The sequence below is a fragment of the Komagataeibacter rhaeticus genome (genome assembly GCF_003207855.1).
In the GTDB taxonomy this organism is placed as follows: Bacteria; Pseudomonadota; Alphaproteobacteria; order Acetobacterales; family Acetobacteraceae; genus Komagataeibacter; species Komagataeibacter rhaeticus.
This window is the reverse complement of record NZ_NKTZ01000003.1, coordinates 13,616-36,988: the sequence shown is the minus strand read 5'-3', so window position 1 is coordinate 36,988 and position 23,373 is coordinate 13,616. Positions and strand designations below refer to the sequence as shown.

General features: G+C 61.6%; 34 protein-coding genes. 31 read left to right on the top strand and 3 right to left on the bottom strand.

Annotated features, from left to right (window positions below; translation table 11 throughout):
- Positions 1 to 32 precede the first annotated feature (32 nt).
- The gene (locus CFR78_RS04445; RefSeq protein WP_110581001.1) at positions 33 to 1,670 is read right to left on the bottom strand and encodes a tannase/feruloyl esterase family alpha/beta hydrolase; all 1,638 of its coding nucleotides are present in this window, start codon (positions 1,668 to 1,670) and stop codon (positions 33 to 35) included.
- A 172-nt stretch (positions 1,671 to 1,842) separates the two neighbouring features.
- Here CFR78_RS04445 and CFR78_RS04440 point away from each other — a divergent pair, with 172 nt between their 5' ends.
- Positions 1,843 to 3,009 (top strand): DUF3500 domain-containing protein, encoded by a 1,167-nt coding sequence (locus tag CFR78_RS04440; RefSeq protein WP_110581000.1) that lies wholly within the window; start codon positions 1,843 to 1,845, stop codon positions 3,007 to 3,009.
- Between the two features lie 254 nt (positions 3,010 to 3,263).
- Here the strand turns inward: CFR78_RS04440 and CFR78_RS15995 are convergent, their stop codons facing one another.
- Together CFR78_RS15995 and CFR78_RS04435 are read right to left on the bottom strand one after the other, a co-directional pair.
- Positions 3,264 to 3,848, bottom strand: a complete 585-nt coding sequence (locus CFR78_RS15995; RefSeq protein ID WP_146221268.1) for a hypothetical protein — start codon at positions 3,846 to 3,848, stop codon at positions 3,264 to 3,266.
- Between the two features lie 28 nt (positions 3,849 to 3,876).
- Positions 3,877 to 4,641 (bottom strand): S24 family peptidase, encoded by a 765-nt coding sequence (locus CFR78_RS04435; RefSeq protein ID WP_084149745.1) that lies wholly within the window; start codon positions 4,639 to 4,641, stop codon positions 3,877 to 3,879.
- Positions 4,642 to 4,837: 196 nt separating this feature from the next.
- On the opposite strand from CFR78_RS04435, the gene CFR78_RS04430 reads away from it, so the two are divergent.
- The 30 genes from CFR78_RS04430 to CFR78_RS04285 all read left to right on the top strand — a co-directional run bounded on the left by CFR78_RS04430 (position 4,838) and on the right by CFR78_RS04285 (position 23,373).
- Positions 4,838 to 5,143: a helix-turn-helix domain-containing protein gene (locus tag CFR78_RS04430; protein WP_034932114.1), complete on the top strand. Its 306-nt coding sequence runs from the start codon at positions 4,838 to 4,840 to the stop codon at positions 5,141 to 5,143.
- Complete coding sequence (locus tag CFR78_RS04425) at positions 5,140 to 5,946, top strand: ParB N-terminal domain-containing protein (RefSeq protein ID WP_051672128.1); 807 nt, start codon at positions 5,140 to 5,142, stop codon at positions 5,944 to 5,946. The genes CFR78_RS04430 and CFR78_RS04425 overlap by 4 nt, the downstream gene beginning before the upstream one ends.
- Positions 5,943 to 6,401 (top strand): hypothetical protein, encoded by a 459-nt coding sequence (locus CFR78_RS04420; RefSeq protein WP_034932112.1) that lies wholly within the window; start codon positions 5,943 to 5,945, stop codon positions 6,399 to 6,401. Before CFR78_RS04425 ends, CFR78_RS04420 begins: the two co-directional genes overlap by 4 nt.
- On the top strand, positions 6,401 to 8,383 hold the full coding sequence (locus CFR78_RS04415; RefSeq protein WP_084149743.1) for a transposase domain-containing protein: 1,983 nt from the start codon (positions 6,401 to 6,403) through the stop codon (positions 8,381 to 8,383). Before CFR78_RS04420 ends, CFR78_RS04415 begins: the two co-directional genes overlap by 1 nt.
- 79 nt (positions 8,384 to 8,462) lie before the next feature.
- Entirely contained in the window at positions 8,463 to 9,413 is a 951-nt protein-coding gene (locus tag CFR78_RS04410; RefSeq protein ID WP_034932110.1) for an AAA family ATPase, read from the top strand.
- Between the two features lie 2 nt (positions 9,414 to 9,415).
- Positions 9,416 to 9,910 (top strand): hypothetical protein, encoded by a 495-nt coding sequence (locus tag CFR78_RS04405; RefSeq protein WP_034932108.1) that lies wholly within the window; start codon positions 9,416 to 9,418, stop codon positions 9,908 to 9,910.
- Positions 9,910 to 10,128, top strand: coding sequence for a hypothetical protein (locus CFR78_RS04400; protein WP_034932106.1), 219 nt, complete (start codon positions 9,910 to 9,912; stop codon positions 10,126 to 10,128). Before CFR78_RS04405 ends, CFR78_RS04400 begins: the two co-directional genes overlap by 1 nt.
- Positions 10,125 to 10,448 (top strand): hypothetical protein, encoded by a 324-nt coding sequence (locus tag CFR78_RS04395; protein WP_034932104.1) that lies wholly within the window; start codon positions 10,125 to 10,127, stop codon positions 10,446 to 10,448. Before CFR78_RS04400 ends, CFR78_RS04395 begins: the two co-directional genes overlap by 4 nt.
- Positions 10,449 to 10,697, top strand: coding sequence for a hypothetical protein (locus tag CFR78_RS04390; RefSeq protein ID WP_034932102.1), 249 nt, complete (start codon positions 10,449 to 10,451; stop codon positions 10,695 to 10,697). It abuts the gene before it with no gap.
- A 14-nt stretch (positions 10,698 to 10,711) separates the two neighbouring features.
- Positions 10,712 to 10,972, top strand: a complete 261-nt coding sequence (locus CFR78_RS04385; protein WP_034932100.1) for a hypothetical protein — start codon at positions 10,712 to 10,714, stop codon at positions 10,970 to 10,972.
- A 1-nt stretch (position 10,973) separates the two neighbouring features.
- Complete coding sequence (locus tag CFR78_RS04380) at positions 10,974 to 11,273, top strand: hypothetical protein (protein ID WP_034932098.1); 300 nt, start codon at positions 10,974 to 10,976, stop codon at positions 11,271 to 11,273.
- Positions 11,270 to 11,914 (top strand): DUF3164 family protein, encoded by a 645-nt coding sequence (locus CFR78_RS04375; RefSeq protein ID WP_034932096.1) that lies wholly within the window; start codon positions 11,270 to 11,272, stop codon positions 11,912 to 11,914. Before CFR78_RS04380 ends, CFR78_RS04375 begins: the two co-directional genes overlap by 4 nt.
- Positions 11,915 to 11,933: 19 nt before the next feature.
- A complete protein-coding gene (locus tag CFR78_RS04370; RefSeq protein ID WP_146221267.1) occupies positions 11,934 to 12,149 on the top strand; it encodes a hypothetical protein in 216 nt (71 codons plus the stop codon).
- A complete protein-coding gene (locus tag CFR78_RS04365; RefSeq protein WP_051672126.1) occupies positions 12,150 to 12,593 on the top strand; it encodes a regulatory protein GemA in 444 nt (147 codons plus the stop codon).
- A 258-nt stretch (positions 12,594 to 12,851) separates the two neighbouring features.
- Complete coding sequence (locus CFR78_RS04360; protein WP_034932092.1) at positions 12,852 to 13,052, top strand: hypothetical protein; 201 nt, start codon at positions 12,852 to 12,854, stop codon at positions 13,050 to 13,052.
- The gene (locus CFR78_RS04355; protein ID WP_034932090.1) at positions 13,049 to 13,432 is read left to right on the top strand and encodes a hypothetical protein; all 384 of its coding nucleotides are present in this window, start codon (positions 13,049 to 13,051) and stop codon (positions 13,430 to 13,432) included. The genes CFR78_RS04360 and CFR78_RS04355 overlap by 4 nt, the downstream gene beginning before the upstream one ends.
- 63 nt (positions 13,433 to 13,495) lie before the next feature.
- The gene (locus CFR78_RS04350) at positions 13,496 to 14,098 is read left to right on the top strand and encodes a glycosyl hydrolase 108 family protein (RefSeq protein WP_051672125.1); all 603 of its coding nucleotides are present in this window, start codon (positions 13,496 to 13,498) and stop codon (positions 14,096 to 14,098) included.
- Between the two features lie 74 nt (positions 14,099 to 14,172).
- Positions 14,173 to 14,553: a hypothetical protein gene (locus CFR78_RS04345; RefSeq protein ID WP_034932088.1), complete on the top strand. Its 381-nt coding sequence runs from the start codon at positions 14,173 to 14,175 to the stop codon at positions 14,551 to 14,553.
- A 9-nt stretch (positions 14,554 to 14,562) separates the two neighbouring features.
- Complete coding sequence (locus CFR78_RS04340; protein ID WP_146221266.1) at positions 14,563 to 14,844, top strand: hypothetical protein; 282 nt, start codon at positions 14,563 to 14,565, stop codon at positions 14,842 to 14,844.
- Positions 14,841 to 15,146, top strand: coding sequence for a VpaChn25_0724 family phage protein (locus CFR78_RS04335; protein ID WP_034932084.1), 306 nt, complete (start codon positions 14,841 to 14,843; stop codon positions 15,144 to 15,146). Before CFR78_RS04340 ends, CFR78_RS04335 begins: the two co-directional genes overlap by 4 nt.
- A 3-nt stretch (positions 15,147 to 15,149) precedes the next feature.
- Positions 15,150 to 15,713, top strand: a complete 564-nt coding sequence (locus CFR78_RS04330; RefSeq protein WP_034932079.1) for a DUF3486 family protein — start codon at positions 15,150 to 15,152, stop codon at positions 15,711 to 15,713.
- On the top strand, positions 15,710 to 17,284 hold the full coding sequence (locus tag CFR78_RS04325; RefSeq protein ID WP_034932077.1) for a hypothetical protein: 1,575 nt from the start codon (positions 15,710 to 15,712) through the stop codon (positions 17,282 to 17,284). Before CFR78_RS04330 ends, CFR78_RS04325 begins: the two co-directional genes overlap by 4 nt.
- The gene (locus CFR78_RS04320; RefSeq protein WP_034932075.1) at positions 17,281 to 17,511 is read left to right on the top strand and encodes a hypothetical protein; all 231 of its coding nucleotides are present in this window, start codon (positions 17,281 to 17,283) and stop codon (positions 17,509 to 17,511) included. The genes CFR78_RS04325 and CFR78_RS04320 overlap by 4 nt, the downstream gene beginning before the upstream one ends.
- Positions 17,508 to 17,861, top strand: coding sequence for a hypothetical protein (locus CFR78_RS15990; protein ID WP_146221265.1), 354 nt, complete (start codon positions 17,508 to 17,510; stop codon positions 17,859 to 17,861). The genes CFR78_RS04320 and CFR78_RS15990 overlap by 4 nt, the downstream gene beginning before the upstream one ends.
- The gene (locus CFR78_RS04310) at positions 17,858 to 18,115 is read left to right on the top strand and encodes an acyl carrier protein (RefSeq protein WP_034932073.1); all 258 of its coding nucleotides are present in this window, start codon (positions 17,858 to 17,860) and stop codon (positions 18,113 to 18,115) included. Before CFR78_RS15990 ends, CFR78_RS04310 begins: the two co-directional genes overlap by 4 nt.
- Positions 18,099 to 19,799, top strand: a complete 1,701-nt coding sequence (locus CFR78_RS04305; RefSeq protein WP_034932072.1) for a DUF935 domain-containing protein — start codon at positions 18,099 to 18,101, stop codon at positions 19,797 to 19,799. Before CFR78_RS04310 ends, CFR78_RS04305 begins: the two co-directional genes overlap by 17 nt.
- A complete protein-coding gene (locus CFR78_RS04300) occupies positions 19,792 to 21,114 on the top strand; it encodes a phage head morphogenesis protein (RefSeq protein WP_034932071.1) in 1,323 nt (440 codons plus the stop codon). Before CFR78_RS04305 ends, CFR78_RS04300 begins: the two co-directional genes overlap by 8 nt.
- Positions 21,115 to 21,210: 96 nt before the next feature.
- Positions 21,211 to 21,720: a phage virion morphogenesis protein gene (locus CFR78_RS04295; RefSeq protein WP_034932070.1), complete on the top strand. Its 510-nt coding sequence runs from the start codon at positions 21,211 to 21,213 to the stop codon at positions 21,718 to 21,720.
- A gap of 206 nt (positions 21,721 to 21,926) precedes the next feature.
- The gene (locus CFR78_RS04290) at positions 21,927 to 22,931 is read left to right on the top strand and encodes a phage protease (protein ID WP_051672124.1); all 1,005 of its coding nucleotides are present in this window, start codon (positions 21,927 to 21,929) and stop codon (positions 22,929 to 22,931) included.
- Positions 22,918 to 23,373, top strand: a complete 456-nt coding sequence (locus CFR78_RS04285; RefSeq protein WP_034932068.1) for a hypothetical protein — start codon at positions 22,918 to 22,920, stop codon at positions 23,371 to 23,373. Before CFR78_RS04290 ends, CFR78_RS04285 begins: the two co-directional genes overlap by 14 nt.

The window sequence follows — 23,373 nt, the reverse complement described above, 5'->3', positions numbered from 1 at the left end:
ACCGGCGAGCTGTTATTGTTTAAACCGGACACTTACTGACCCGCGGGGTCCACACAGGCAAAGCTTGCGGCGTCATCCATGCTGCCATGGCCATCATGGCGGGCAACCTTGGGCCAGGCGCAGAGCGGCCGGGTGCGCACGACCTGCCCGTTTTCCACCCGCGCGGCAAGGACCTGTTCGGGCGCATGGCCATGGCTGACCCAGTCATCAATCACGCCCAGCTTGCTGAACGTATCGCAGCCCGCGCCGCCCTGGCAGTGGCCCATGCCGGGAATGGTGATCAGCCGCACCGCATCCGCGCCCACGGGGCCTGCGTTGCGCTGCACGGCCTGATAGTAGCTGGCCAGCTGTTCGGGGTTATGGCCGTCATTCCAGCCGATATACAGGAGCAGCCTGCCGCCACGGCGCAGGAAGGGGGTCAGGTTGTCATCCACATGCAGGAGCGGGCCGACCCTGCGCGTGGCTTCCTGTATGTCGGTACCCCAGTTCAGGGTGGTCCAGTCCCAGTCCGGGTTCTGGAAGGCGGCGTATCTGAACAGGTCGAGCGCTACGGGGAAGGCCCTGCCATCGGCGGAAAATCCATCCTCGCTGCCCTTGGCCGGGCCGGGAAAGATGACCTGGTGCGTCTGGGGGTCAACCGGGCCCTGATAGATGTTGCGGGCGGCGCGCACTTCGTTGGCGGTCAGGCATTTTGTGGTGTCTCCGCCTTTGCACTCAAGCTGTTCGGGGGTGAAGGCGCACCTGTCCGGCTCATCCAGGAAGCCCTGCTTTTTCCCCACGGGGGAGGCGCAGGCATTCATCACCGCCGCGTTCAGCAGGTGGAATTTGTCGCGCGATACGCGCAGCGCGGGGTCGTGGTAGCTCATCCATCCCGCCCAGAGCTGCTCGGCATTGAAATTCACGATCGGGTTGGGCGGTGCCCCCGCAACAATGCCGTCATAATCCTCAGGGTAGCGCTTGGCCTCGATCAGCCCTTCCAGCCCACCCAGCGAACAGCCGATCCAGTAGGCATGCGCGGGTTTTTTACCATAGAACGCGCGGACCAGTTTCCTGGCCGTCACCGTCATCAGGTGGTCGGCGCGGTAGGCGTAATCAATCATCTTCTCGGGGTGGCCCAGCGTGAAGCGGCCGCCCTGTCCCTCGGGCGTGGCACTGTCATGCCCGGTATCGGTGCTGGCCACGGCATAGCCTTCGGCAATACCTGTCGCCATGCCGTAATACATGAGCGATCCGGCCCAGCCGAAATTGCCGACCCCCAGCAGTTTGCCGTTCCAGCCCGAAAGGGGTAGCCAGATCTCGGTGCGGATCTGCGAATCAGGCGACGGGCGCAGGGTCGCTGCCACGCGGCAGAAGGCAGGATTGGCGGCCTGCCGCGCATGCCCGGCCAGGTTCATGCCGGGGGCGGACATGATGCGGGAAAGCTGGTCCTGCGGGGGTTGCCAGCTACCGGCGGCCACGGTCTCGACGGTGGTGAAGGTGGTATCCGGCAGGGCCTGCCGGGCCAGTGCGGCGCAGTCCGGCGCGCGGGCCTGTGCCACGGCCGTCAGGGCAAGAAGGGGCGCGGCCACGGCCATGCCCGCCACCACAGGGGCAAGACGGCGCGCGGAAGCAGGCCGGAATGGACGACAGAGGGGCGCGGACTGTGACATGGCGGGTTCCTGATCGGGCATGGCAGGTCTTGGGGAGCCTTGTGCGCCGGATGGCTGGCCCCTGTTGTAAAGGAAGGCGGCATTGTGAGCGCAAAAAGCGGCATCGGGAAAGCCCTTGATCCGGCGCCCGTGGCCATGCACAGTCCCGCCGGGGCGAGATGGACCCGCCCGATGGAATGAAGCAGGGGACTGGATGCGAAAGATTTCCTTTATGGCTGGCGGCCTGCTGCTGGCCATGGCGCCCGGCGTGACAGGCCCCGTAACGGCCCGTGCGGCCCCGGCCGCGGCCAATGTGGAGGACGGGGCCGCAATCCGCCAGACCCGCGCGGTCACGGCGGCGGCGCGTGCCTTTCTGGCCACCTTCGATGACGCGGGCCGCAGTCAGGTGCAGTTTCCATTTGTTACACGAAAATCCGGCACGCTGGCCCGTTTCCGCCGGGCCGGGCCGGGCCAGCCCGTACAGCCGGTCACGGACGCGCAGGCCAGCGCGCCCACCGCGCGTGGCCCCGGCATGGGGCCGCCCGGTGGCTTTGTAGGGGAACAGTACGGCACGGCGGTCTGGTCGAACTTCCCCGTAAGCGACGTGCCCCGGCCGGGGGTGCGGATGGGCCAGCTGACCGCGGCCCAGCGCGCGGCGGCGCTGCATCTGCTTGAAGTGGTGCTGAGTCCGGCAGGCTACCAGAAGGTACAGGACATCATGGGCGCGGATCAGGTTCTGGCTGACGATGGTGAGCCGTTTGCCGCCGGCCGCGCGGTCTATACCATTGCCATACTGGGCCAGCCCGATGCGGAAAAACCGTGGATGATCCAGTTCGGCGGCCACCATCTGGGGCTGAATATCGTCATTGATGGCGTGCACGGCACCATGACGCCCACCCTGACCGGCGCGCAGCCCGCGCTGTACCGGACGGGGGGCAGGACGGTGCGTGTCCTGTCAGGGGAAAACGATACGGCCTTCGCCCTGCTGGATGCACTGGATGCCAGCCAGCGCAGGCAGGCCATCCTGCCCTACGGGGTGAAGGATCTGGTGCAGGGGCCGGGCCATGATGGTGAGACCCTGGTCCCCGAAGGCATAAAGGGTTCCGCCCTGACCGCCGCCCAGAAGGAAATGCTGATGGGCGTGATCACGCAGTGGGCCGGGATTGTGAACGATGCCTATGCCGCCCCGCGCCTGAAGGAAATCCGCGACGGGCTGGACAGCACATGGTTTGCCTGGAGCGGCCCCACCACCCATGCGCCGGGGCATAACGGATCATCCTATTACCGCATTCAGGGGCCGCGCCTGCTGATCGAGTTCTCGCCCCAGGGCGTGGGCGATGACCCGATGAAAGGGGACAGTGAGGATGGAAGTAGAGGATGACCGGGATTTCGTGGGATTTGCGGGGATGCCGTGGGATCGAGAAATGCCGGTTGCTCTAAGCGCAGGCTAGTCTGGTGGGGAGTTATCCACAAGACGAAATCGCCATTTGGAAATGTCTGGAAGCAAATGGCGTTTCCAGGATATGGGACACACCCTCTGGAACCGTGGCATGTTCAGACGGCAGCACGCTCTGAACAATCTTAGCGGCCTCTTAAAGAGCCAAGAAGATAAGCCATGAAACCACCTTCAGATCGTTATGAAGGAGTTTTCTTAATTTTCTTCAGTCGTATGTGGCAGTGATCATAAGGATAGTAAGGCGGCGCAGATAGATATCCTTTATTCAGCAGGTCATACCTAAGTGTTGGATTTCTTTCCTCGGCTATTTTTGCATCAACTGTAGATGCTGCGGGACCAGAGGGAATCAATACATCCTGCCATTCTAAACCTGTCAAAATGCTTACAAGGTTTCTATATTTCTTTCTAGCGTAATAGACGGCGGTTATTGTTCGACTCAATGCCGATAATTGGACATGAACAGGTACTTCTCCATCTAATGATATTTTATTCCTTTCCCACAAATCAGGAATTGCACCTTCTTTTCGGAAATATTTTCTGCACTCTTCCAACCACGGCCAATGAAAATCTTTCTGCAATTCATCTCTAAAACTAAGTAGCCATTTCTCTGGATAGAATCGTTCTGAAAAATCATGCCAGAAAATTTCCATAAGAATGGATTTGTATTTTTCAGGGCAATGAAACTGACATCTATAATCAGACATAGAAGTTTCAAATTCAGATAGCATTTCATATGCATCAGGAAAAATACTGTGTTCTGTCATTTCCGGCCCATATAAACTATGTATTTACTTATGACATTGCCTGTAGTCTGAAGGCGACGCGACCGATTACGGTGATTGTGTTATCGCCATCGGGTTTTCCCCATCGCACGCGGGATATATCCGTGAAAAATGGCGGATAAAGCGGGTTATCCGAGGCAATGCGGACCTTGCCGTCTGGTTCAGTTGACACGCGTTTGACCAGAAGGCCGCCGTTTACGACCAGGACGTGAACGCCATCAAGGATGTGCTGCTGGCGGGTATCGACGACGAGACGGTCTCCGGCCCGCAGGGCTGGTTCCATGCTGTCACCACGGGTTTCCAGCATAAGGGCGCGATTTGGTTCCAGACCAAGGTCTTGCCGCAGGAAGCGCTTAGAGATGGCGACTTTCTCGGGCTTTTCTGCCTCATCAGCGCACAGACCGAAGCCTGCTGACGCGGCGATATTGTAATAGTCAATGTAGGTTAGATCGTCGTCGTTCTGCATCGGCGTAGACAGAACGTGAGCTTCCTGCTTTGGCGCATCCTCACGACCAGCCATCCATTCCAGCGATACGGTGCAAGCGCGAGCAATCTTTAAGGCAGCACCGAAAGGCATCTGGCGACCACCAAGATAGTTTGTGAGAGATCCAAGCGGCACTCCTGAGAGAGCTGATACCCGCTTATTGCCTCCTGCGTTTCTGATCGCCTCACGCAGTCTTTCAACCACCGGATCAGAGGAAGCCACATCCGAGTTTACATTCGAAACTCGGATGTTGCGGTCATCAATCGCATCGGATCTGTTTTTTGTAGTCATTTCAATCGCTTCCGGTGCTTACGCACAGGTTTTCCACACAAAACAACTCGGATGTGCCTTTTTGGAGCTTGAAGGCAAACTCGGAAACGGTAATATCACGGCACACCTCGCGACGAACAACAGCGGCGTAAAGTCGCTGAAGCGGGGTTGAAGAAAAGGGCGGCTGGCACCGCCCCGAATCTCAGGAGCTATATATATGGCACAGAAGCCTAGAGGAATGCACGCCGAGGACATCAAGGCGGAACTTCGGAAGCGATACGGCTCGCTTGCGAAGTTTTCCACCATGATTGGCCGCGATAGCCGTGCCGTGAGCAAGACCATCGGAACTGTGGGATATTCGGTTCCGATTGAGCGCGAGATTGCCAGGGTGCTGGGGCGTGAGCCGCAGAATATCTGGCCGGGTCGCTATCATCATGACGGGTCTCCTGTTTCCATGACCGTTATCAGGACACCTACCGCCCTGCCGCATGATGCGCACCGTCAAAACGGAGTGGCGGCATGAACATCGAACAGATTGCCATTGCCGATATCGACGCGGATGAGCGGCTGCGGGAAATAGACCTGGAGGCGGCAGACTTCATCGCTGCGTCTATGGCAGAATATGGCTTGCGCCAGCCTATCGAGGTCAGGAAGTCCGGCAAGCGTTACAAGCTGATCGCCGGGGGGCACCGTCTGGCAGCGGCAAAGAAGCTGGAATGGGCGGATATTCCCGCCGTTGTCCTCAAGGCCAACGAACTGGAAGCGCAGCTTCTTGAAATCGACGAGAACCTGTTCCGGCGTGAACTGTCACCGCTGGACCGCTCCACCTTTCTGGCCAAGCGCAAGGAGGTTTATGAGGCGCTTCATCCGGAAACAAAACACGGCGGCGACCGCAAGACGGATCAAGTTCTCAACCTTGAGAACTTGATCGCATCCTTTGCGGAATCCACTGCCGAACGGCTTGGTATTTCCAAGCAGACCATTGCGCGGTCTGTTGCCCGCTACAAGAACATCATGCCGGACGTGCGCCAGAAGATCGTGGGCACATGGTTGGCAGATAGCGGGTCACAGCTTGATGAACTGGCCAAGCAGGAGCCGGACATGCAGCGCCAGATCGCGGGTTTCGTGATCCAGTGGCCCGGCGTGCGGAAGGTGTCCGAGATCGTGCGGCAGCTTGCTGGTCGCCCCAAGCCTACACCGCCGGGCGTGATTGAGAAGGTTGCAGGCATCTGGCGCAAGGCATCCCCCGCGGAGCGCAAGCAGATCATTGAGTTCTTCGCGCCGCACCTTCCCGGTTATCAGCCAGAAGAAAGGGCAGCAGCATGACCCGGAATGCACCCGAACAGCTTTCCTTGCTGGACTGGGTTCCGCCCAATCCGGTGGTGCGGTTCGACCCGCGCCTGATCCGCGCCAACCAGTTCACATCACGCCTGTCACGCGCCATTTCCGTGTCGCTGGAAACATGTGGACGGTCGCGGGAGCAGATTGCGGCGGAAATGTCCGCGATGCTGGAAAAGCCCGTCAGCATCAACATGCTGAATGCCTATGCCAGCGTGCAGCGTGAGGGCCACCAGATCAGCGTGCCCCGGTTTGATGCGTTGATTTCCGCCACGCAGGACCGGCGGTTGCTGGAATTTATGGCGGAGCCGTTCGGCTGGGCCGTGATTGAACGGCGCTACCTGCCTGCCATCGAACTGGCGGCAGTTTCTGAACACAAAAAGGAGCTTACGCGGCGGGAAAATGCCCTGCGGCGGCAGGCCATGCGTGGGGGGAGCTGGTGATGGCGGTTACTGCACAGCAGCACTGGTTTTCGCTAACCGAACTGGCGGCAATGGCACTTCCCACTCTTCCTGCTACCGAACGAAACATGCGCGAAAGATGCAATGCGGAAGGATGGCTAAACCCTGAACTTAAGGGGCAGACGTGGCGAGAACGCAGCGGCCGGGGTGGTGGATATGAATTCACCATGTATTCCCTGCCGCTCCCGGCACAGGCTGCCCTGGTCATGCGGATGCAGGCCGCCAATCCGGCGGTGCAGAAGCCGGATGAAGACCGCACCCGGCGCGAACGTGAAGACCTGTGGTGGCGTTTCGACGCCATGCCGGAGAACAGGAAGGCGGAAGCCCGCCGGGCATACCAGATACTGGATGCGGTGGAGACACTGATCCAGCATGGCGTGCGCAAGAATTACGCGATCATACAGATTGCAGCGCTGCGCGGCGTGGGCACGACCACGATATATAACTGGTATCGGGACGTGCGCGGGCTGAACCGGTGCGACTGGCTGGCCGCCCTGGCACCGCATTACGCCACGGCCAAGTCGCGCGCGGAATGTCCGCGTGAGGCGTGGGAAATCCTGAAAGCCGATTACCTGCGCCTGTCTGGCCCGACCTTCAATGACTGCTACCGACGCTTGCAGGGACAAGCCAAAAAGGAGGGATGGAAGTTGCCATCAGCAAAGACGCTCAAGCGGCGTATGGACGCGCTGGGACCGGCGCTGCTGACCCTGTGCCGGGAGGGTAACGACGCCCTGCGCCGCATGTTCCCTGCGCAGGAGCGTGACCGGTCCATCTTCCATGCTATGGAGGCGGTGAATGTCGATGGTCATGTCTTTGACGTGTTCGTCGATTATCCGGGCATTCAGAAGCCTATAAGACCCGTTTTAGTGGCCTTTCAGGATCTGTTTACCGGCATGATCCTGTCATGGCGTCTGGATATTTCCGAAAATAAGGAGATGGTCCGTCTGGCGTTTGGTGACATGGTGGAACGCTATGGCATCCCGCAGAAATGCTATCTGGATAACGGGCGCGCCTTCGCCAGCAAGTGGCTGACCGGCGGTGTTGAAAACCGCTACCGCTTCAAGTTGAAGGATGATGAACCACAGGGAATCATGCCCCAGCTTGGCGTGGATGTGCGGTTTGTTAATCCCTATAGCGGGCAGTCAAAGCCGATTGAGCGCGCCTGGCGCGATCTGGCGCAGGGGCTGGCCAAGCATCCGCTGTTCGAGGGGGCGTATGCCGGGAATAACCCGATGAACAAGCCAGAGAACTACGGCAGCCAGTCCGTGCCCCTGGAGTTGTTCATCAAGGTAGTGGCGGAAGGCATTCAGGAGCACAACGAGCGCATAGGGCGGCGCAGCAAAGTGTGCGGTGGAAAACTTAGCTTCAAACAGGCTTTCGAAGCGTCTTATGCCACCGCCCCCATCACCAAGGCCACGCCGGAACAGCGTCGGCTGTGGCTGCTGGCGGCGGAAGCCATCCGCGCGGACCGGACCACGGGTGAATTCAAGCTGGAAGGCAACCGCTTCTGGGCTGAAGAACTGACCGCGTTGCGCGGGCAGCAGCTTGTGGTGCGGTTTGACCCGCAGGCGTTGCAGGGATCGGTGTTCGTTTACCGCCTGGACGGTACCTTCGTGTGTGAAGCACCGTGTCTTGCAGCGGCAGGCTTTGCCGACAAGGGCGCTGCCCAGTCCCACAACCGGGCGCGTAAGGCGTGGATCAAGGCGCAGAAGGACATGGAAAAGGCGCAGAACCGCATGTCCATCGCGGAATTGCAGGACATTTACGCCCCCGATCCCGATGCGGCGGAAGAAACGCCCATGGAGGCCAAGGTGGTGCGGCCGTTTCGCCCTGCTGCCGCCATATCCGGCAATGCTGCCATCGCCATCCAGCCGGATGAAGAAGACGACTATCTGGTGCGGGCCATGGAAATGGAACGATCCGAACGGCCCGGCCTGCGCCTTGTTGACCCGGACGAATACTGACCGTCCACAAGAACTAACCGCCTAATACAACAGAAAAGAAAACGGAACGATGGTTAAAGAAACCACGAACGCCCCAGCCATGCCTGATGCAGGCAGCCTGCGCAACCGCGCGCGCCTGGCACAGGAACAGCAGGGCCTGTCCAACCGGCAGGCATCGGACGCCATGGGCGTTGCCTATACGACCTACAGCGCGTGGCTGAACAACAGCTACGCAGGCAATAACGACCGCATTGATGAAGCCGTGGAGAAATGGCTGAAATCTCTGGATGCAAAGCGGCAGGAACGCGAACTGACCCCCATCATTCCGGGGTTCATCATGACCGCAACGGCATCGCGCATCTTCGCCATGCTGGATGGCGCGCGGTTCGGGCCGGACATGGCCATGATCGCGGGGGATGCTGGCGTGGGCAAGACCGTGGCCCTGAACGCCTACCAGCGCCGGAACAACAATGTGTGGATGGTCACGGCCCGGCCGGCCATGCGTTCCCCCACCGCGATCCTGACGCGCATTGCCAAGGAACTGGGGCTGCGTGAACGCGGGAACGGCCTGGACGAAGCCATCATCGAGCGCCTGACGGATACCGGCGGCCTGCTGATCGTGGATGAAGCCCATCATTTGAGCATTCAGGCGCTGGAAGAAATCCGGTCCCTGCACGATCTGGCGGAAATCGGTGTCGTGATCGCGGGCAATGCCCCGCTGAACGACAAGATCGACGGGCTGGGCCGCAGCAAGGAACATGCGCAGCTATTCAGCCGCATCGGCCTGCGCCGCTACATCCAGCGCCCGCTGGAACGCGACATGTGCGCGATCATCGCGGAATGGAACATTCAGGATGATGACGTGAAGGTCGCGGCCAAGGGCATCGCACAGAAACCCGGCGGCCTGCGCTCCATGAGCAAGGTGCTGCGCAACGCCATGCGCATGGCCCGCATCGCCGGGAACGACAACATCACCACAGACGACATGAAACGCGCCTGGGCGGAACACATGACCGGCGAACTGCCGAAGTTCAGGCGCGTGGGAGGCTGATTATGTCAGACAACAGTAAAACCGTGGCCGGATACGTGATTCCGGCCTCTATCACCGCGCAGCAGATCAAGAACGCCTGCATGGCCAATGGCTACAGCATGATGTTCGTGGCGCGCGATGAAAACCCGACTGGCATGCTCATGCATATCATCGAAGCATTGGGGCATCCTGTATTCCGGGGTGTGCGCGTGGAAACAGCCGCGAAAATCCGGGTCATCAGCGGTGCCAACGAACTGGAATGCATCGCCTTTAATCCGTCTGTCGTCCCGGACGATGAATATACCGATGTGGTCCGTCGCAGCGATATGGATATCGCCCGCGCCGGTGACATGGCGGCACTCCGGGATATGGACCACAAGAACGCGGCCCTGCACCGGACCATCACCCGCCTGACCGATGCGCTGCTGCACATCAGCACTGCCCCACCGTCAATTTATGACGCCCGCAATTTCCGTGCGATTGCGCGTGCGGCCCTGCGTGAAGGGGAGGCTGCATAATGCCCGCGTTTCCTACCCACTACCTTGTCCCCGCGCGTCTGACGCCCGAGCAGACCACGGATTTTTTTGACGCACTCGCATACGACATTGACTGGGGCGGCAATCAGGTTCCCGAGGGCGCAAACGCGATGATCCGCGCCGTTGGCACGCCCATTGTGCTGTGCACGCTGCTGGATGCGGCAACCGGCGCAGCCCTGGACGTGGGGGAAACGGCATGAGCGCCAGCCTCCACATCATCCCGGCACGCCCCCCGCGTGTCGGCCCAGCCATCGTGATGGAAACCCTGCGCCGGATCACGAAATACACCCGCTTCAACGATGCGGACGCTTTCGACCCGCTGCTGGAAGACCTCATCCTTTATCTGCGCGATATGCGCCGCGTCACGCCACCCCTGTGCGCGGCCCTGATTGCCCAGGGGCTGGATGTTCCTGCTGCCCACCCCAGCCACGAGCGCCAGAACGTCATCGTCACATTCTTCCGTTCCCTGCCGCCGCGCATGACCGCGCGCCTGATCCTGTCCGGCCTGGAGGGCCAGTAAATGCCGCATACCACCCCGCTGGCGCAGCTGCGCCACAACACCCGCAGCATGCGCGAGACCGCAATCCGCATGCGCGAAATTAAAGACGACCGCACCCTGACCGCAGCCGAACTGCACGACCTGGGCGACTGGCTCATGCGCCAGTGCATCGAGATTGATGGGGCCATCGGCACCGCCGCCCTTGCCGGGCACCTGCCGCACCTGGGCAGCATCGTGGTCGAGGGCGAATGCCGGGAGATCGGGGCATGAAGGAACAGGTCAGAATGCAGCCGAACGACTTCGGGGAAGTCCTGAAATCGGTCACCGATACTGCATCGGAAATCATGGCCGCCGGGCCGAAAGACCTGAATGACCTGCTTGCCGCCATGCAGGACGATCTGGAGGACGCAATCGGCCGTATGGAAGCGGGGGATTACTGGCGGGCCGACCGATCCGCGCGCCGCTCGGCAGCCCATACACTGCTGATCGCCGCAGCGATCTACCGCATGGCCAGCAATGTGCCCGCAGCAGGAAAGCGTCACTGACATGACCTGCACTGCATATTGCAGCAGGGATGGGGTCATCGGCATTGCCGATGGCCTCCACTTCCCCGATGCCTGCCTGCCCATCGCCACCGGATCGCGCGGGCACCTGTCCTTCCAGATCGAGGAACTGGCCGAACGGACCCGCAAGGGCCGCGCCTGGCGCGTGCCTGGTGTTACCGGCCGTGAACGCGACCATGTGGCCTACACCGCCGTCCAGACCTTCGCCGCCACCATCCTGACCCGCAACGCCAGCCTGCGCCGCTGGCCCATCACCATCAATCACAAGGGAACCCGCTCATGAACGCCACCACACGCATCGCCGCCGCCGAAACCACGCCCCTGCCGGACGTTCTGACCAGCCCCAACGGGTTTGCCGTTCCCACGTCGCGCATCCGCGATGACATCCTTTTCCGCCACCAGACAGCGACCGCGCTGGTCGAAGCCGCACAGGCCCTGCATGACGAATTGCGGGCACGCAAAGAGCAGTTTTTCGCGGATGTGGATGCGTTCATTGACCTCACGCTGGAACGCTACAACGCCCGTCTGGGCGGCAAGCGCGGCGGTCTGGTGATCGCCAACTTTGGCGAGACCGTGAAGGTGGAAGTGAGCACCGCCGATTACCTGCGGGTGAACGAAGCCATTGTCGCCGCCCAGGCGCTGATGAACGAGGTGCTGGACGATGTGGGCGAAGGTGCGAACGATGACGTGCGCACCCTGCTGGCCAATGCCTTCGTGCGCGACGAAAAAACCGGCCGCCTCAATATCCAGCGCCTTCAGGAAACCCGGCGCGTCAAGCTGTCCCATCCCAAATGGCCGGACGTGCAGGCCGCCATTGCTGATTCCCTGGAATGGGCCGGATCGCGCCGTTACATCCGCTTTCATGTCCGCAAGGATGGGAACGCGCGGTGGGAACAGATCAACCTGAATTTCTCGTCGCTCTGAGGGCAGGATGAACCCGGCCATGCCCATAATCGGGATGTTTGCAGCCCTGCTGTTCCTGACCTGGGGCGTGCTGCATTTCTGCACGATGCGCGACCCCATGTTTGACGATCCCATCTACATCACCTGCATGCGGGAGAAGCGTGACCTGTACGCCTGCCAGATGCGCCTTATCCATGCCCAGACCGCCCGCGAACTGGCGCGGCGCGAGGCTCTGTCCCACACGGGGAGCAAGTAAATGCCCGGAACTGACCCGAAGCGCGGCGCGATCTATGCCAAGCTGCACATCGCCCGCAAGGAACTGGCGCTGCCGGATGAAGCCTACCGCGACATCCTGCACCGCATGACCGGCCATTCCAGCGCGAAAGAGGCCACGACGCCTGCGCTGGAAAAGGTGCTGGCCCATTTCCGCACGCTGGGCTGGAAGCCGAAGAAAGGCAGCCTGTCCAGCAGCGACAAGCCGCATGTGCGCATGATCTACGCCGTGTGGCGGGACATGGCCCCGATGCTGGCCAGCGGGGGCTCGCGTGCAGCCCTGCGTGCCTACGTCCAGCGGCAGACCATGACGCCGGACCATCCCGGTGGCATCACCGCGCCCGAATTCCTTGATGGCGTGCAGGGACGGAAGGTAATTGAGGGTCTGAAACGGTGGAAAACGCGGCTTGAGAGGGGCTTGAAATGACGAATATCTATCCATGGCTGGCCGCAGCGATAATGGTCATTGCGGTTGCTTTCACAGTATGCGCGGCCAACAGTCGCAATTTCACGATGATGCTATGCGCGGCGTTGGTCAGCATCATTGCGATAGTTCTCATATTCGGCTTGCGGTCCTATTAATAACCTCACATGCAGCGATTACAGAAACCGCCCCTATCCGGGGCGGTTTTTTCGTTTACAGACAATACTGGATGCCTGTTTATAAAAGGGACGATTTCGCTTAATGATTACTGATGATGATCTGAACGCCCTGCGTGGCAAAATCCGCTCCCTTGTCCGCCAGTCCGTAATTGCCGGACGGCATGCCACCAGCGGCGAGGATGCGGCGCGCATTCAGGACCAGATGGTGGCGGCAGGTGAACGCGCGATCATGCTGGATATTGTCGCCTTGCTGGCAAGATATGATGGTAAAGAAGTGACATGAACATTCAGCCGCCTGCACAGATTGACTGGCTTGTTGCCGATGTCGGTGAAGATGCGGCACTCTGCTTTATCGAAAGCGCGGGCGGCAGCCGGATATGGGTGCCGCGTAAATGGGCGGGTTCCGATCTGTGTAATACTTACGGCGAGGACATTGCCCGCAGCCTGTCAAACCATTATGGCGGCGAACAGATAGAAGTGCCCATCTGTCGCCACTGGCGCATCCAGATGTATCGCCAGATGAACCTGACCATTGACCAGATCGCCGTGCGCGCCGGGGCCACCAGACGCTGGGTCAAGAAGGTTCTGGAAAACGGCCCCTGGCTTCCGCGCACGCGCCGGGAAAGCTGGCGCACCGATCCGGGTCAGTTGAACCTGTTCTGACCAGCCTGACAGGGGAACAACACCCCCCTGAAAGCCCACGCATGTCGCGCGTAACCTGCCGACATGCAGACCAACTTCCTCACAATCACAGATTTTACCCTTGGCGAAGAGGGTCTGTACCAATGTTGCAGGAGCGACGGCGGTAACTGGACCGGCGGCGCGCAGGGGCATGGGTTTCTTGTCGGCACCATGCGCGGCATTTCAGCGCCCACCATGGTGCGCTGGACGGGCGGAAGTCCCGCTGCCGTTACGGCAAAAACCATGCAGTCCATTGACGTGCCGACATTCCGTGCCATTGCCCGCGCCTTTTACTGGCGTCCGCTGAACTGTGACCTGCTGCCCGCAGGTATTGACGCCATGGTGTTCGATTTCGGGTTCAACGCAGGCATCCGCATTGCGGCGCGCCAGTTGCAGGCTGCTGTCGGCATGAAGGGCGCTGCCCTTGATGGCGATATCGGGCCTGCCACGATTTCCGCCGTGCTGGACGCTGTGGCGGCCCCGACGGGATCGCGCCTGATCGGGTTGCTGGCGGACATGCAGGCTGCCTATTACCGGAACTGCCGCCTGTTTCCGTCCTGTGGTGAAGGCTGGATTGACCGCACCATAAGTCGTGAAGGGCTGGCGAACACGCTGGCGCAGAAAGCCGCAAAACCCGCCGTCGCCTGACCTCATACGGTCATGCGGGCGCGCATGGCCGTTTTTATTCCGGCGAGGACGCAGCGCCAATTTCGGGAAAATCCATGTCCATCAAATGGAGTGCGATCCTGCCGGATATCTTTGCGGTCCTCGGCAATATCGGCAGTGCTGCTGCCGGTAACAAGATTTCCGCCTACAACACCGCCGCACAGACCGCCGTAAAGGCTGCCGTGACCAAGGTGGATGGCGGTATCGACAAGCTTCAGGCAGCTTTCACCAAGTGGGAAGACAGTAACGAGGTGGCGCAGGAAGCCATTTCCGGCACTGTCACGCTGCTGCGCGGTCTTGGCGTTACGGTGCCCGACCTCGACGTCGTGACCACGCATGTGAAGGCGGCCGTAGCTGACCTGTCCGGCATTCTGGTGCCGCAGGATACGACGGCGCAGGCCACCACCACGGCAGCAACCCCTGCCGCGACGGCCTGATCCATGCAGATGATGACCCCGGCCGCGCCAGGCGTGACGCCCACGCTGCTGATTGTCCTGGTGCTGGCCGGGGCCATCATCGCCCTTGGCTTCGTCGTGGTCGTATCGCGGCACCGCAATCTGGTTATCCGCCACGAGGCGCTGACGCAGGATGTCGGCACGCTCAAGGCGACCATGAGCACGATTTCCGCCCGGCTGACCGACATCAGCAAGGACGGAAAATACAATACCGAGCTTCTTTACACCATCATTCGCGGAACCTTTGAGTCCGCCAACGGGAAACAATCATGAGTGCCGAAAGTGCCCTGATCGAAGACCGCCGCCTGCGCATCCTGAAATCCCTGGAGGAAATGCAGGACCGCCGCCTGAACGAAGAAGTTCTGGTGCGCATGATTGCCGCCAGTGGCCGGTTTACCGATATCGACACCCTGCGCGCCGACCTGACATTCCTTCAGCATCAGGGCTGCGTTTCCATCGAGAAACTGCCCCGCATGCATGGCGACCTGTGGGTCGTGAACATGACCGATATCGGTGCGCGCGTGGCATCCGGCGTGCAGCGCCTGCACGGCGTGGCCCGGAACCTGATGTTCTGATCCATGGCGCGTCCTTCATCCATAGAGCGGCTGCCGCCTGAAATCCGCGAGGTCATTAACAGGCTGCTGGACAATCACTGCACCTTTGACCAGATCGTGGCCAAGCTGCGTGAACTGGATGTCACGCATATCAGCCGTTCGACAGTGGGACGATATGCGAAGGGACATCGGGAACTGGGGGAACGGCTCCGGCGCTCGCGCATGCTTTCCGAGGTATTGGTGCGCGAACAGGGTGACGCGCCACCGTCGCGCACTGCCCAGCTCAATCTGGAACTGATGCATACGGTCATTTTTGACCTGTTCACGGCGCTGGAAGATGGCAGTGACGCTGCCATTGAAAAGCTGAAGTCCGATCCGAAAGCCATCGAGCAGCTTTCCAAGGCGCTTGATCACCTGTCGCGCAGTGCCAAGACCGATGCCGATTACAGACAGAAGCTGGCCGAACAGGTTGAAGCGCGCCTGCGCAGGCAGGTGGAACAGACCGTCACTGCCAACGCCAAACGCCAGGGCCTGTCCGCCGAAAGCGTGGCCGCGATGCTGGACGGTGCATTCGGAGTAAAGAAATGACCGCCGCCACCAGCCCGATCTTTCTGCAATACCAGTCCGCCACCATGGAAGCGGTCATGAACAACCGTGTTGTGGTGGTGGAGAAGTCCCGCCGCACCGGCCTGTCATGGGCGGCGTCGTTCATTGCCGACCTTGTGGCGGGCATGGACCCTGCCGCTGGCGGCATGGATGTGTTCTACATGGGCTATAATCTGGAAATGGCCCGCGAGTTCATTGATTACTGCGCGGAACACGCGACGATGCTTCAGGTGGTCGTGGGTTCGGTCAATGAATCGTTCTTCCGCGATCCGGGAAACCCTGAAAAGGACATCAAGGTTTTCCGCATGGACATGGGATCGGGCAGCAAGATACTGGCCCTGCCATCCGTGCCGCGCGCCCTGCGCGGCATGCAGGGGCTGGTCATCATTGATGAAGCAGCCTTTCATGATGATCTGGACGAACTGCTGAAGGCCGCGCTGGCACTGCTGATGTGGGGCGGCAAGGTGCTGATCATCAGTACGCATGACGGCGATACCAACCCGTTCAACACGCTGGTCCAGGACATCCGTGCTGGCCGCAATCCTTACCGCCTGCTGCGCATTACGTTCGATGACGCCCTGCGCGATGGCCTGTATCGCAAGATATGCCAGAAATCCGGGGAGGAATGGAGCGCGGAGAAAGAGGCGGCGTGGCGGCAGGAGATTGTCCAGTATTACGGTGATGACGCCGAAGAAGAACTGTTCTGCATTCCGTCCCCCAGCACGGGCAGCGCGATCCCGCTGGCACTGATCGAGGCGCGGACCGTGGACAACATTCCCGTGGTCCGCTGGTCATGCAAGGCGGAATTTGCCCTCGCCCCCGAAGCGGTGCGCGCCAGTGAGACCCTGCGGTTCTGTGAAACCGATCTGCTGCCCCTGCTGGATGCGCTGGACCCGAAGACGCCGCATGTCTTTGGCGAGGATTTTGCCCGCTCCGGTGACCTGACGGTGATCTGGCCCATGGCGGTGGAACGCTCCCTGCTGCGGCGCACGCCCTTCATCGTGGAACTGCGCAACGTGCCGTTCGAACAGCAGAAACAGGTCCTGTGGTTCATCATCGACCGCCTGCCGCGCCTGCGCGCGGGCAAGATGGATGCGACCGGAAACGGACAGTGGCTGGGTGAAGTGACCGTGCAGCGATACGGCAGCCGGGTCGAGGCCGTGAAGATGTCCGAGGGCTGGTATCGCGACAACATGCCCGCCTTCAGGGCGGCGTTCGAGGATGCCCGGATCACGGTTCCGGCCGACCGGGAAATCCATGATGACATCCGCGCCCTGAAGATGGTGCGCGGCGTGATCCGCGTGCCCGACCAGCGCGCGACCAGCAAGGATGGCAGCAAGCGCCATGGCGACGCTGCTGTGGCCGGTGCGCTGGCCTACGCCGCCAGCCGTGCGGACCCCGAGGCATACGGCTACCAGCCCGTGCGTTCGCCCCTGTCTTCCGGCGCGGGCGCGTCCAGCCCGGATCGCTGGCCGGTTGAGGATGAGATCGCGGCTGAACGCATGGGCATCCGCATGGCGAATTTAGGATTGAGAGGAAGTGTCCAGCTATGACCTATGCCCCATGGATTGCGGCAGGCGTGATTGTCATCATTGCCTTCATCGGCTTCCTGCTGATCCGCAGTGACGCCAAAAAGGCGCAGAAGGCGAAGGATGAGGCGACGGCCACGGCGGTCGCGCAGGATACCACCACGGTCGAGGTCGCCATGGCGCAGGCCGGGGTGGATGCCCCCACCACGGACAGCGCGCTCGATGCCCGGCTGGATGCGGGGACGGCATGACCGATCACGAGCGTCATTATCCCAGACTGTCGGACCTGTTGCCCAATGCCCTGGCATGCCCTCAAGGCCCTCGCCCGCCCCGTGGCCAGCGCCTTGGCGGAGCGATACTGGCCCTTGCGGTTTCTGCCATGGTTGCTCTGGCCCTGGCGGGTTGTGCGCATCCTGCGATGCGTTCGGTCTGCATTCCTCTGAAAGCCTACTCAGCGACGGATGAGAAGGCTCTTGAAGCAGAACTGAAGGCGCATGCCGACATGCCGCTCACGCATGATGTGGCCCGTGACTGGCTGCGCATGCGCGACGAGGACCGGGCCTGCCTGTCTCATTCGGGTAGCCTGAAGACCGGACAATGAGCCGGACATCACGAAAAGCGCGCCGCATCGTGGCGGCTGTCGCCATGGTTCCGCGCCGGTGCATCCGGCCCGATACAAGGCTGGACGGTCTTGGGCTGGACATGCTGGACCGCATGGAAATCGTGGTTGCGGCGGAACGCGCCACGGGTGGCTTCGTGCAGGGCGAAAACGACTGGGAGACGGTGGGCGACGTGATCGCCGCCTGCCGTGCTGCCGTGATCTATGGGGACTGCCAGCATGGCGCAGCTACTTGACCAGTATGGCCGCCCGGTAAAGGCGCAGGCCCTGACGCGGGCAGTTGCGGGACCAACGCTGCTGGGGCAGCGTCCCGCCATCACCACCACGCCAATCGGGGGACTTACGCCTGCCACGCTGGGGGCGCTGCTGAACGCCGCCGATATGGGCGACAGCCTCGCGTGGATGGAGTGCGCGGAAGAACTGGAACGGCGTGACCTGCACTACCTTGGGGTGCTGAACACCCGCAAGCGCACCGTATCCCAGCTTCCCATTACCGTCTCCCCCGCCAGTAATGACCCGGCACATAAAAAGCATGCCGAATTCGTCAGTGACTGGCTGGACCGTGGCGTGCTGGAAAAGGCGCTGTTCGACATGATGGACGCGGTCGGCAAGGGCTGGTCCGTCCATGAAATCATCTGGCATGCCGAAGCGGGCAACTACTACCCCGAAGACCTGGTCTTTCGTCCGCAGCGGTTCTTTGAGGTGTCCTACCAGGACGGTGAAAAGATCATGCTGCGCGATGAGCCGAACAGCGTGGCAGCTCCCGCAGCGCCCGGTGGCATCGGGCAGGAAGGCTTTGCGGACCTTGATCCGGCGGCCTTTGTCATTCACCGCCATCCCTCCTGGTCGGGGCTGACCCTGCGCGCGGGCCTGACCCGTGCCGTGGCGTGGGCTGTCCTGGCGAAGATGTTCACCATGCGCGACTGGGGTGTATTCGTGCAGAATTATGGCCTGCCTGCCAGGATCGGGCGTTACGGGCCGGATGCATCCGAGGAAGACCGCAACGTCCTGTTCCAGGCCGTGACGGATTTCGGCGGCGCGCTGGCCGCACTCATGCCCAAGGGCATGGACTTCGAACTGGTGGAACCGAAGATGTCGGGCAGTCATGACCTGCACATGATCCGCGCGGAGTTCCTGAACAGCGAAATCAGCAAGGCGGTTCTGGGGCAGACCGGCACCACGGACAGCAAGCAGGGTGCGCACGCATCAGGCGCGATCCATCGCGAGGTGCAGGAAGACATCGAGCGCGCGGATGCAGGGCTGCTGTCCACCACCATTGGCCAGCAGCTTGTCGACCGCATGGTCGCCTTCACGTTTGGCCCGCAGGCAGCCTATCCCCGACTGCGCATCGGACGGCCCGATGAAGTGCCACTGGATACGCTGATGAAGGTGGTGCAGTTTGCCGGGCCGCAGGGGCTTCCGTTCCCGAGGCAGCCATTTTATGACCGCATGGGCATGGAAGCGCCGCAGGAGGGGGATGCCGTCTTTGGCCTGCCAGCCCAGGCGCAGCCCATCCAGCCTGCGCACGTCCTGCCTGCCCAGGACAGACCGGCGCAGGACATGCCCCCGCGTGACCCCAATCCCACGATTGCCAGCCCACAGGCGGACGACCAGCAGCAGATCACCCTGCATACCCGGCTGGGCAGGCTGCTGAGCAGGCATACCCGTGCGGACGGCGCGCATATCATCAATCTGATGAGGCAGCGTCTCGCGCGCGACGCGGAAGCGGGTCTTGACCAGATGACAGACGCCGTCCGGGCGGAAATTGAAAAGGCTCCGTCGCTTGTTTCCCTGAAATCCACGCTGGGGAAGATGGACCTGCCCCATGACCAGTTCCAGCAGGCCATGCAGGTGGCGCTGATGGTGTCGGAACTGGCGGGCGAAGCCATGGTTCTGGACGAAATGGCGCGCAATGGCTGACACGGCCGTCAGTGCCGCGAAGCTGCCGCCCCGTGATGCGCTGGCCTTCCTGCGCCAGAAAGTGCCCGTGTCCGCCGCGACATGGACCGATCTGTGGCATGAGGCCCATGACGTGTCGTTCGCCGTGGCAGGCGCTACGTCAAAGGCTATCGCGAAGGATTTTCAGGATGCGGTGATCCGCACGATGGAAGCGGGCGGCACACGGCGCGAGTTCCAGAAGGAATTCGACGCCATCGTGAAGCGGTACGGGTGGGAGCATACCGGCACGCCGGGCTGGCGCGCGTCCATCATCTACGACACCAACATCACCACCGCCTATTCCGCCGGGCGCTATCGGCGTATGACCACGCCCGAATCACTGGCGCTGTATCCATACTGGCGATACCGGCACCACACGTGCCAGCATCCGCGCCCGCAGCATCTGGCGTGGGATGGCATGATCCTGCGCGCCGATGATCCGTTCTGGAACACCCATTACCCGCCCAACGGCTGGCGCTGCCACTGCACGGTGGAAGTGGTTTCCCAGCGCATGCTGGACCGCAACGGGTGGCAGGTATCCAGCAGTCCCGTGATCGAGACACGGCCATGGCGCAATCCGCATACGGGCGAGATCGTGCATGTTCCCATCGGCATCGACCCAGGTTTTGCCTACAACCCCGGCAAGGCGTGGCTGATGAACGAAGGCGCGCGGGTGGTGACCGAACCCACGCCGAAGCTGCGTCCCATGCTGCCGCCTGCGCAGGATGCGGGACCGGCGCGGCCTGTCCCGGCACGCCCCGCTGCGGCCGCCATGGTGCCCGAACCGCCGGGCGTTGCGCCATTGCCCGCACCCGTTGCACCCGAACCCGTGCCCGATGTTCCGAAGCGCGAGCAGGCGCAACAGGACGCCATTGTCCGGTTGCGGCATAGGCCGGTTGGCACCGTAGAGGCAGGCGAAATCCCGGCGCATGTCCAGAACGCGCTTGGGGGTGGCAGCCGGACCGTTCATATGTCCGGACAGACAATGGAAAAACAGCTTGAGCGCCATCCCGACCTGACGGATGACGACTACCGCATGGTGCCGCAGGTTCTGGCCAATCCGGCCGTGGTTGCAGCCAGCCGGGCGCGGCACGTCATGCTGCTGTCGCATGCAGGCAGGCTTTACCGCGCCATCGTCAAGGTCACGGGGGACGGGAAGGAAAACTGGCTGCAATCATTCCATCGCACCAATGCCGTGGAAGGGCGACGTGCGATTGCGAAGCTGCTCCTTATCAGCGGCAGCATGGATGATCTGGAAAATGACGCGCCGGGGGGGCCTCCCGGAAACCCCCCATAGCGATCCCGCCACAAGGGCGGTCCTACGGCTGGGAGAATAACACCGTGTCTCGGCGCGTCTCCATCAACATAACCATTGTGCAGGAAGATTGCCACCATGGCGTTCATTTCCATCTCCGGGAACACCGATCCCATCCAGTCCGCGCTGGACGCCATTGCCGCCATCGGCACGCGCCCGCAGGCCGTGCTGGAAAGCATCGGGGGCGAACTGAGTGACAGGACCATGCGGCGCATGGATCAGGGCGTCGATCCGGACGGCATCCGGTGGGAAAGCTACGCAGCACTCAACCCGCTATATGAGGAAGACAAGAAGACCACGAGCATCCTGATCGAGAGCGGATACCTTCGGAACAGCATCCATCCGGAAGTCGAAGGCAGTTCCCTTCTGGTCGGAACGAATGTGCATTACGGTGCCATTCACCAGTTTGGTGGCCTCATCCAGCCAAAGAGCGCCTTGCAGCTTTCTTTCGTCATGGGCGGCGAACTGTTTCATGTTTCCAGCGTGCATATCCCCGCACGTCCCTACCTTGGCCTGGGCGTGGGCGACGAGGCCGTAATCATCGACCGACTGGACGAATTCCTGTCCATCGCCATGCGCGGACGCTGACCCGGATCGGCATTCGGGTTTTAAGAGACCCGTAAGAGGGTTTAAGAGGGGGCAGGATGCGTTTTTACGTGTTCCGCGTCCGATTGCGCGTCCATAATCGTCACACGCGCCTGTAGGGCAAAAAATCCGGCAGCGTCATTTTTCAGGCAACAGGGGGTCTTGTTCCCCCTGAATACCGTCTCCGATACCCGCCATGCTTGCGGGCAATGAACACGACGCTCCATTACCACACCGCACTGCCCGGCCTGGATAACGGCAAGGTGCCCGACTGGGTCCACCTGCTGCCTGCCGGTGAGTTTTCCGGCGCTGACGGGCGCGGCCCGTACCGGGTGTCGGACGCACGGGCGCTGATTACCCATTCCATGCAGGCCGAGGGTGGCAAGCTGCCCATCGACGAAAACCACGCCACCGATCATGCCCTGGTATCGGGCGGCCCGGCTCCGGCCGTGGGGTGGATCGTGGAGCTTCAGGCCCGCGCGGATGGCATCTGGGGGCGCGTGGACTGGACGAAGTCCGGGCGCACCATGGTTGCCGATCATGCCTATCGGGGGATTTCCCCCGCGTTCGCGGCCCCTGATGGCGTCGTGACCCGGATTGCGCGCGCCTCCCTGACCAATGCGCCCAACCTGAAAATCAACACCCTCCATACCACGCAGAAGGAACCGGCCATGCTGCCGCTTGAAGATGTCCTGAAGGCGCTTGGCCTTCCGGCCACGACGACGAAGGAACAGGTAATCGCCCGGCTGAAGGAGATGAAGGGCTGCATGACCATGCATTCCCAGCTTGCTCCGCTGGCCGGACTGGATGCCGACGCAACGCCCGAAGCCCTGGTGACGGGGCTGCGGGCGAAGCTTACGGATGTCAGCACCCATTCGCAGCAGCAGATCGAGGCGCTGACCGGCCAGATCGCGGAACTGAAGAAGGCCGGTGCGCTGACGGCGTCCACCCATGCCGTTGAGCAGGTCGCGCGCACCAAGGTCATTTCGGACGAGACGAAAGCCGACCTGATCGCGCTGCACACCACCAACCCGCAGGCGGCGGAACGCATCATCAGCGGCCTTCAGGACGTGCCGTCCAGCGGGCTGAACCTGAACACGCGCAAGGTGCCCACCGCAGGCAGCGGTTCTGCTGAACTGGCGGCCATGGATGACGCCTTCGGCACCACGGAAGATGAAGTGAAGAAGTGGGAGGCGTCCAATGCTCGCCGCTGATCGCATCCTTGCCGAAAAGAAGGTTCCACCTGGACCGGAGTTCCCGCACAACGTGGCGGCGGGCTTCCGGCTGTACCGCAATTCCATCACAGCCGTCTGTGCGGATGGAACGGCAGTGCCTGCGGGAAGCACAGGCACGCCGTCCGCCCTGGTCGCCATCGTGGGCGTATCCAGCGCGCAGTATGACAATACCGGCAATTCCAGCGCGGTTCCCGACATTGATACGGGCGGTGCTGCCTGGATCAGGAAAGGCTGCTGGGCGCTGCCGTTCGACGTGGCTCCCACGTGGAGCAATGTCGGTGCACCTGTTTACGCGGTCGATGATGAGACCGTGACCCTGACCGAAAACGCCGGGACCGAAGCGGCCCCCGTCAACCGGCTTCAGGTCGGCACGCTGGCGGGCCTTGAGGCCGACGGCACCCCCTATGTCCTGATCCCGTAA

Excerpts from the sequence above, each read along its gene's own strand:
- CFR78_RS04400 (WP_034932106.1), top strand. The coding sequence starts at position 9,910 with ATGCCCGCGTTTCCTACCCACTACCTTGTCCCCGCGCGTCTGACGCCC.
- CFR78_RS04320 (WP_034932075.1), top strand. The coding sequence starts at position 17,281 with ATGACCTATGCCCCATGGATTGCGGCAGGCGTGATTGTCATCATTGCC.
- CFR78_RS04385 (WP_034932100.1), top strand. The coding sequence starts at position 10,712 with ATGCAGCCGAACGACTTCGGGGAAGTCCTGAAATCGGTCACCGATACT.
- CFR78_RS04340 (WP_146221266.1), top strand. The coding sequence starts at position 14,563 with ATGATGACCCCGGCCGCGCCAGGCGTGACGCCCACGCTGCTGATTGTC.
- CFR78_RS04300 (WP_034932071.1), top strand. The coding sequence starts at position 19,792 with ATGGCTGACACGGCCGTCAGTGCCGCGAAGCTGCCGCCCCGTGATGCG.
- CFR78_RS04355 (WP_034932090.1), top strand. The coding sequence starts at position 13,049 with ATGAACATTCAGCCGCCTGCACAGATTGACTGGCTTGTTGCCGATGTC.
- CFR78_RS04390 (WP_034932102.1), top strand. The coding sequence starts at position 10,449 with ATGCCGCATACCACCCCGCTGGCGCAGCTGCGCCACAACACCCGCAGC.
- CFR78_RS04430 (WP_034932114.1), top strand. The coding sequence starts at position 4,838 with ATGGCACAGAAGCCTAGAGGAATGCACGCCGAGGACATCAAGGCGGAA.
- CFR78_RS04330 (WP_034932079.1), top strand. The coding sequence starts at position 15,150 with ATGGCGCGTCCTTCATCCATAGAGCGGCTGCCGCCTGAAATCCGCGAG.
- CFR78_RS04345 (WP_034932088.1), top strand. The coding sequence starts at position 14,173 with ATGTCCATCAAATGGAGTGCGATCCTGCCGGATATCTTTGCGGTCCTC.
- CFR78_RS04375 (WP_034932096.1), top strand. The coding sequence starts at position 11,270 with ATGAACGCCACCACACGCATCGCCGCCGCCGAAACCACGCCCCTGCCG.
- CFR78_RS15990 (WP_146221265.1), top strand. The coding sequence starts at position 17,508 with ATGACCGATCACGAGCGTCATTATCCCAGACTGTCGGACCTGTTGCCC.
- CFR78_RS04365 (WP_051672126.1), top strand. The coding sequence starts at position 12,150 with ATGCCCGGAACTGACCCGAAGCGCGGCGCGATCTATGCCAAGCTGCAC.
- CFR78_RS04395 (WP_034932104.1), top strand. The coding sequence starts at position 10,125 with ATGAGCGCCAGCCTCCACATCATCCCGGCACGCCCCCCGCGTGTCGGC.
- CFR78_RS04380 (WP_034932098.1), top strand. The coding sequence starts at position 10,974 with ATGACCTGCACTGCATATTGCAGCAGGGATGGGGTCATCGGCATTGCC.
- CFR78_RS04310 (WP_034932073.1), top strand. The coding sequence starts at position 17,858 with ATGAGCCGGACATCACGAAAAGCGCGCCGCATCGTGGCGGCTGTCGCC.
- CFR78_RS04420 (WP_034932112.1), top strand. The coding sequence starts at position 5,943 with ATGACCCGGAATGCACCCGAACAGCTTTCCTTGCTGGACTGGGTTCCG.
- CFR78_RS15995 (WP_146221268.1), bottom strand. The coding sequence starts at position 3,848 with ATGACAGAACACAGTATTTTTCCTGATGCATATGAAATGCTATCTGAA.
- CFR78_RS04425 (WP_051672128.1), top strand. The coding sequence starts at position 5,140 with ATGAACATCGAACAGATTGCCATTGCCGATATCGACGCGGATGAGCGG.
- CFR78_RS04415 (WP_084149743.1), top strand. The coding sequence starts at position 6,401 with ATGGCGGTTACTGCACAGCAGCACTGGTTTTCGCTAACCGAACTGGCG.
- CFR78_RS04285 (WP_034932068.1), top strand. The coding sequence starts at position 22,918 with ATGCTCGCCGCTGATCGCATCCTTGCCGAAAAGAAGGTTCCACCTGGA.
- CFR78_RS04350 (WP_051672125.1), top strand. The coding sequence starts at position 13,496 with ATGCAGACCAACTTCCTCACAATCACAGATTTTACCCTTGGCGAAGAG.
- CFR78_RS04410 (WP_034932110.1), top strand. The coding sequence starts at position 8,463 with ATGCCTGATGCAGGCAGCCTGCGCAACCGCGCGCGCCTGGCACAGGAA.
- CFR78_RS04325 (WP_034932077.1), top strand. The coding sequence starts at position 15,710 with ATGACCGCCGCCACCAGCCCGATCTTTCTGCAATACCAGTCCGCCACC.
- CFR78_RS04305 (WP_034932072.1), top strand. The coding sequence starts at position 18,099 with ATGGCGCAGCTACTTGACCAGTATGGCCGCCCGGTAAAGGCGCAGGCC.
- CFR78_RS04335 (WP_034932084.1), top strand. The coding sequence starts at position 14,841 with ATGAGTGCCGAAAGTGCCCTGATCGAAGACCGCCGCCTGCGCATCCTG.
- CFR78_RS04405 (WP_034932108.1), top strand. The coding sequence starts at position 9,416 with ATGTCAGACAACAGTAAAACCGTGGCCGGATACGTGATTCCGGCCTCT.
- CFR78_RS04360 (WP_034932092.1), top strand. The coding sequence starts at position 12,852 with ATGATTACTGATGATGATCTGAACGCCCTGCGTGGCAAAATCCGCTCC.
- CFR78_RS04290 (WP_051672124.1), top strand. The coding sequence starts at position 21,927 with ATGAACACGACGCTCCATTACCACACCGCACTGCCCGGCCTGGATAAC.
- CFR78_RS04445 (WP_110581001.1), bottom strand. The coding sequence starts at position 1,670 with ATGCCCGATCAGGAACCCGCCATGTCACAGTCCGCGCCCCTCTGTCGT.
- CFR78_RS04295 (WP_034932070.1), top strand. The coding sequence starts at position 21,211 with ATGGCGTTCATTTCCATCTCCGGGAACACCGATCCCATCCAGTCCGCG.
- CFR78_RS04370 (WP_146221267.1), top strand. The coding sequence starts at position 11,934 with ATGCCCATAATCGGGATGTTTGCAGCCCTGCTGTTCCTGACCTGGGGC.
- CFR78_RS04440 (WP_110581000.1), top strand. The coding sequence starts at position 1,843 with ATGCGAAAGATTTCCTTTATGGCTGGCGGCCTGCTGCTGGCCATGGCG.
- CFR78_RS04435 (WP_084149745.1), bottom strand. The coding sequence starts at position 4,641 with ATGACTACAAAAAACAGATCCGATGCGATTGATGACCGCAACATCCGA.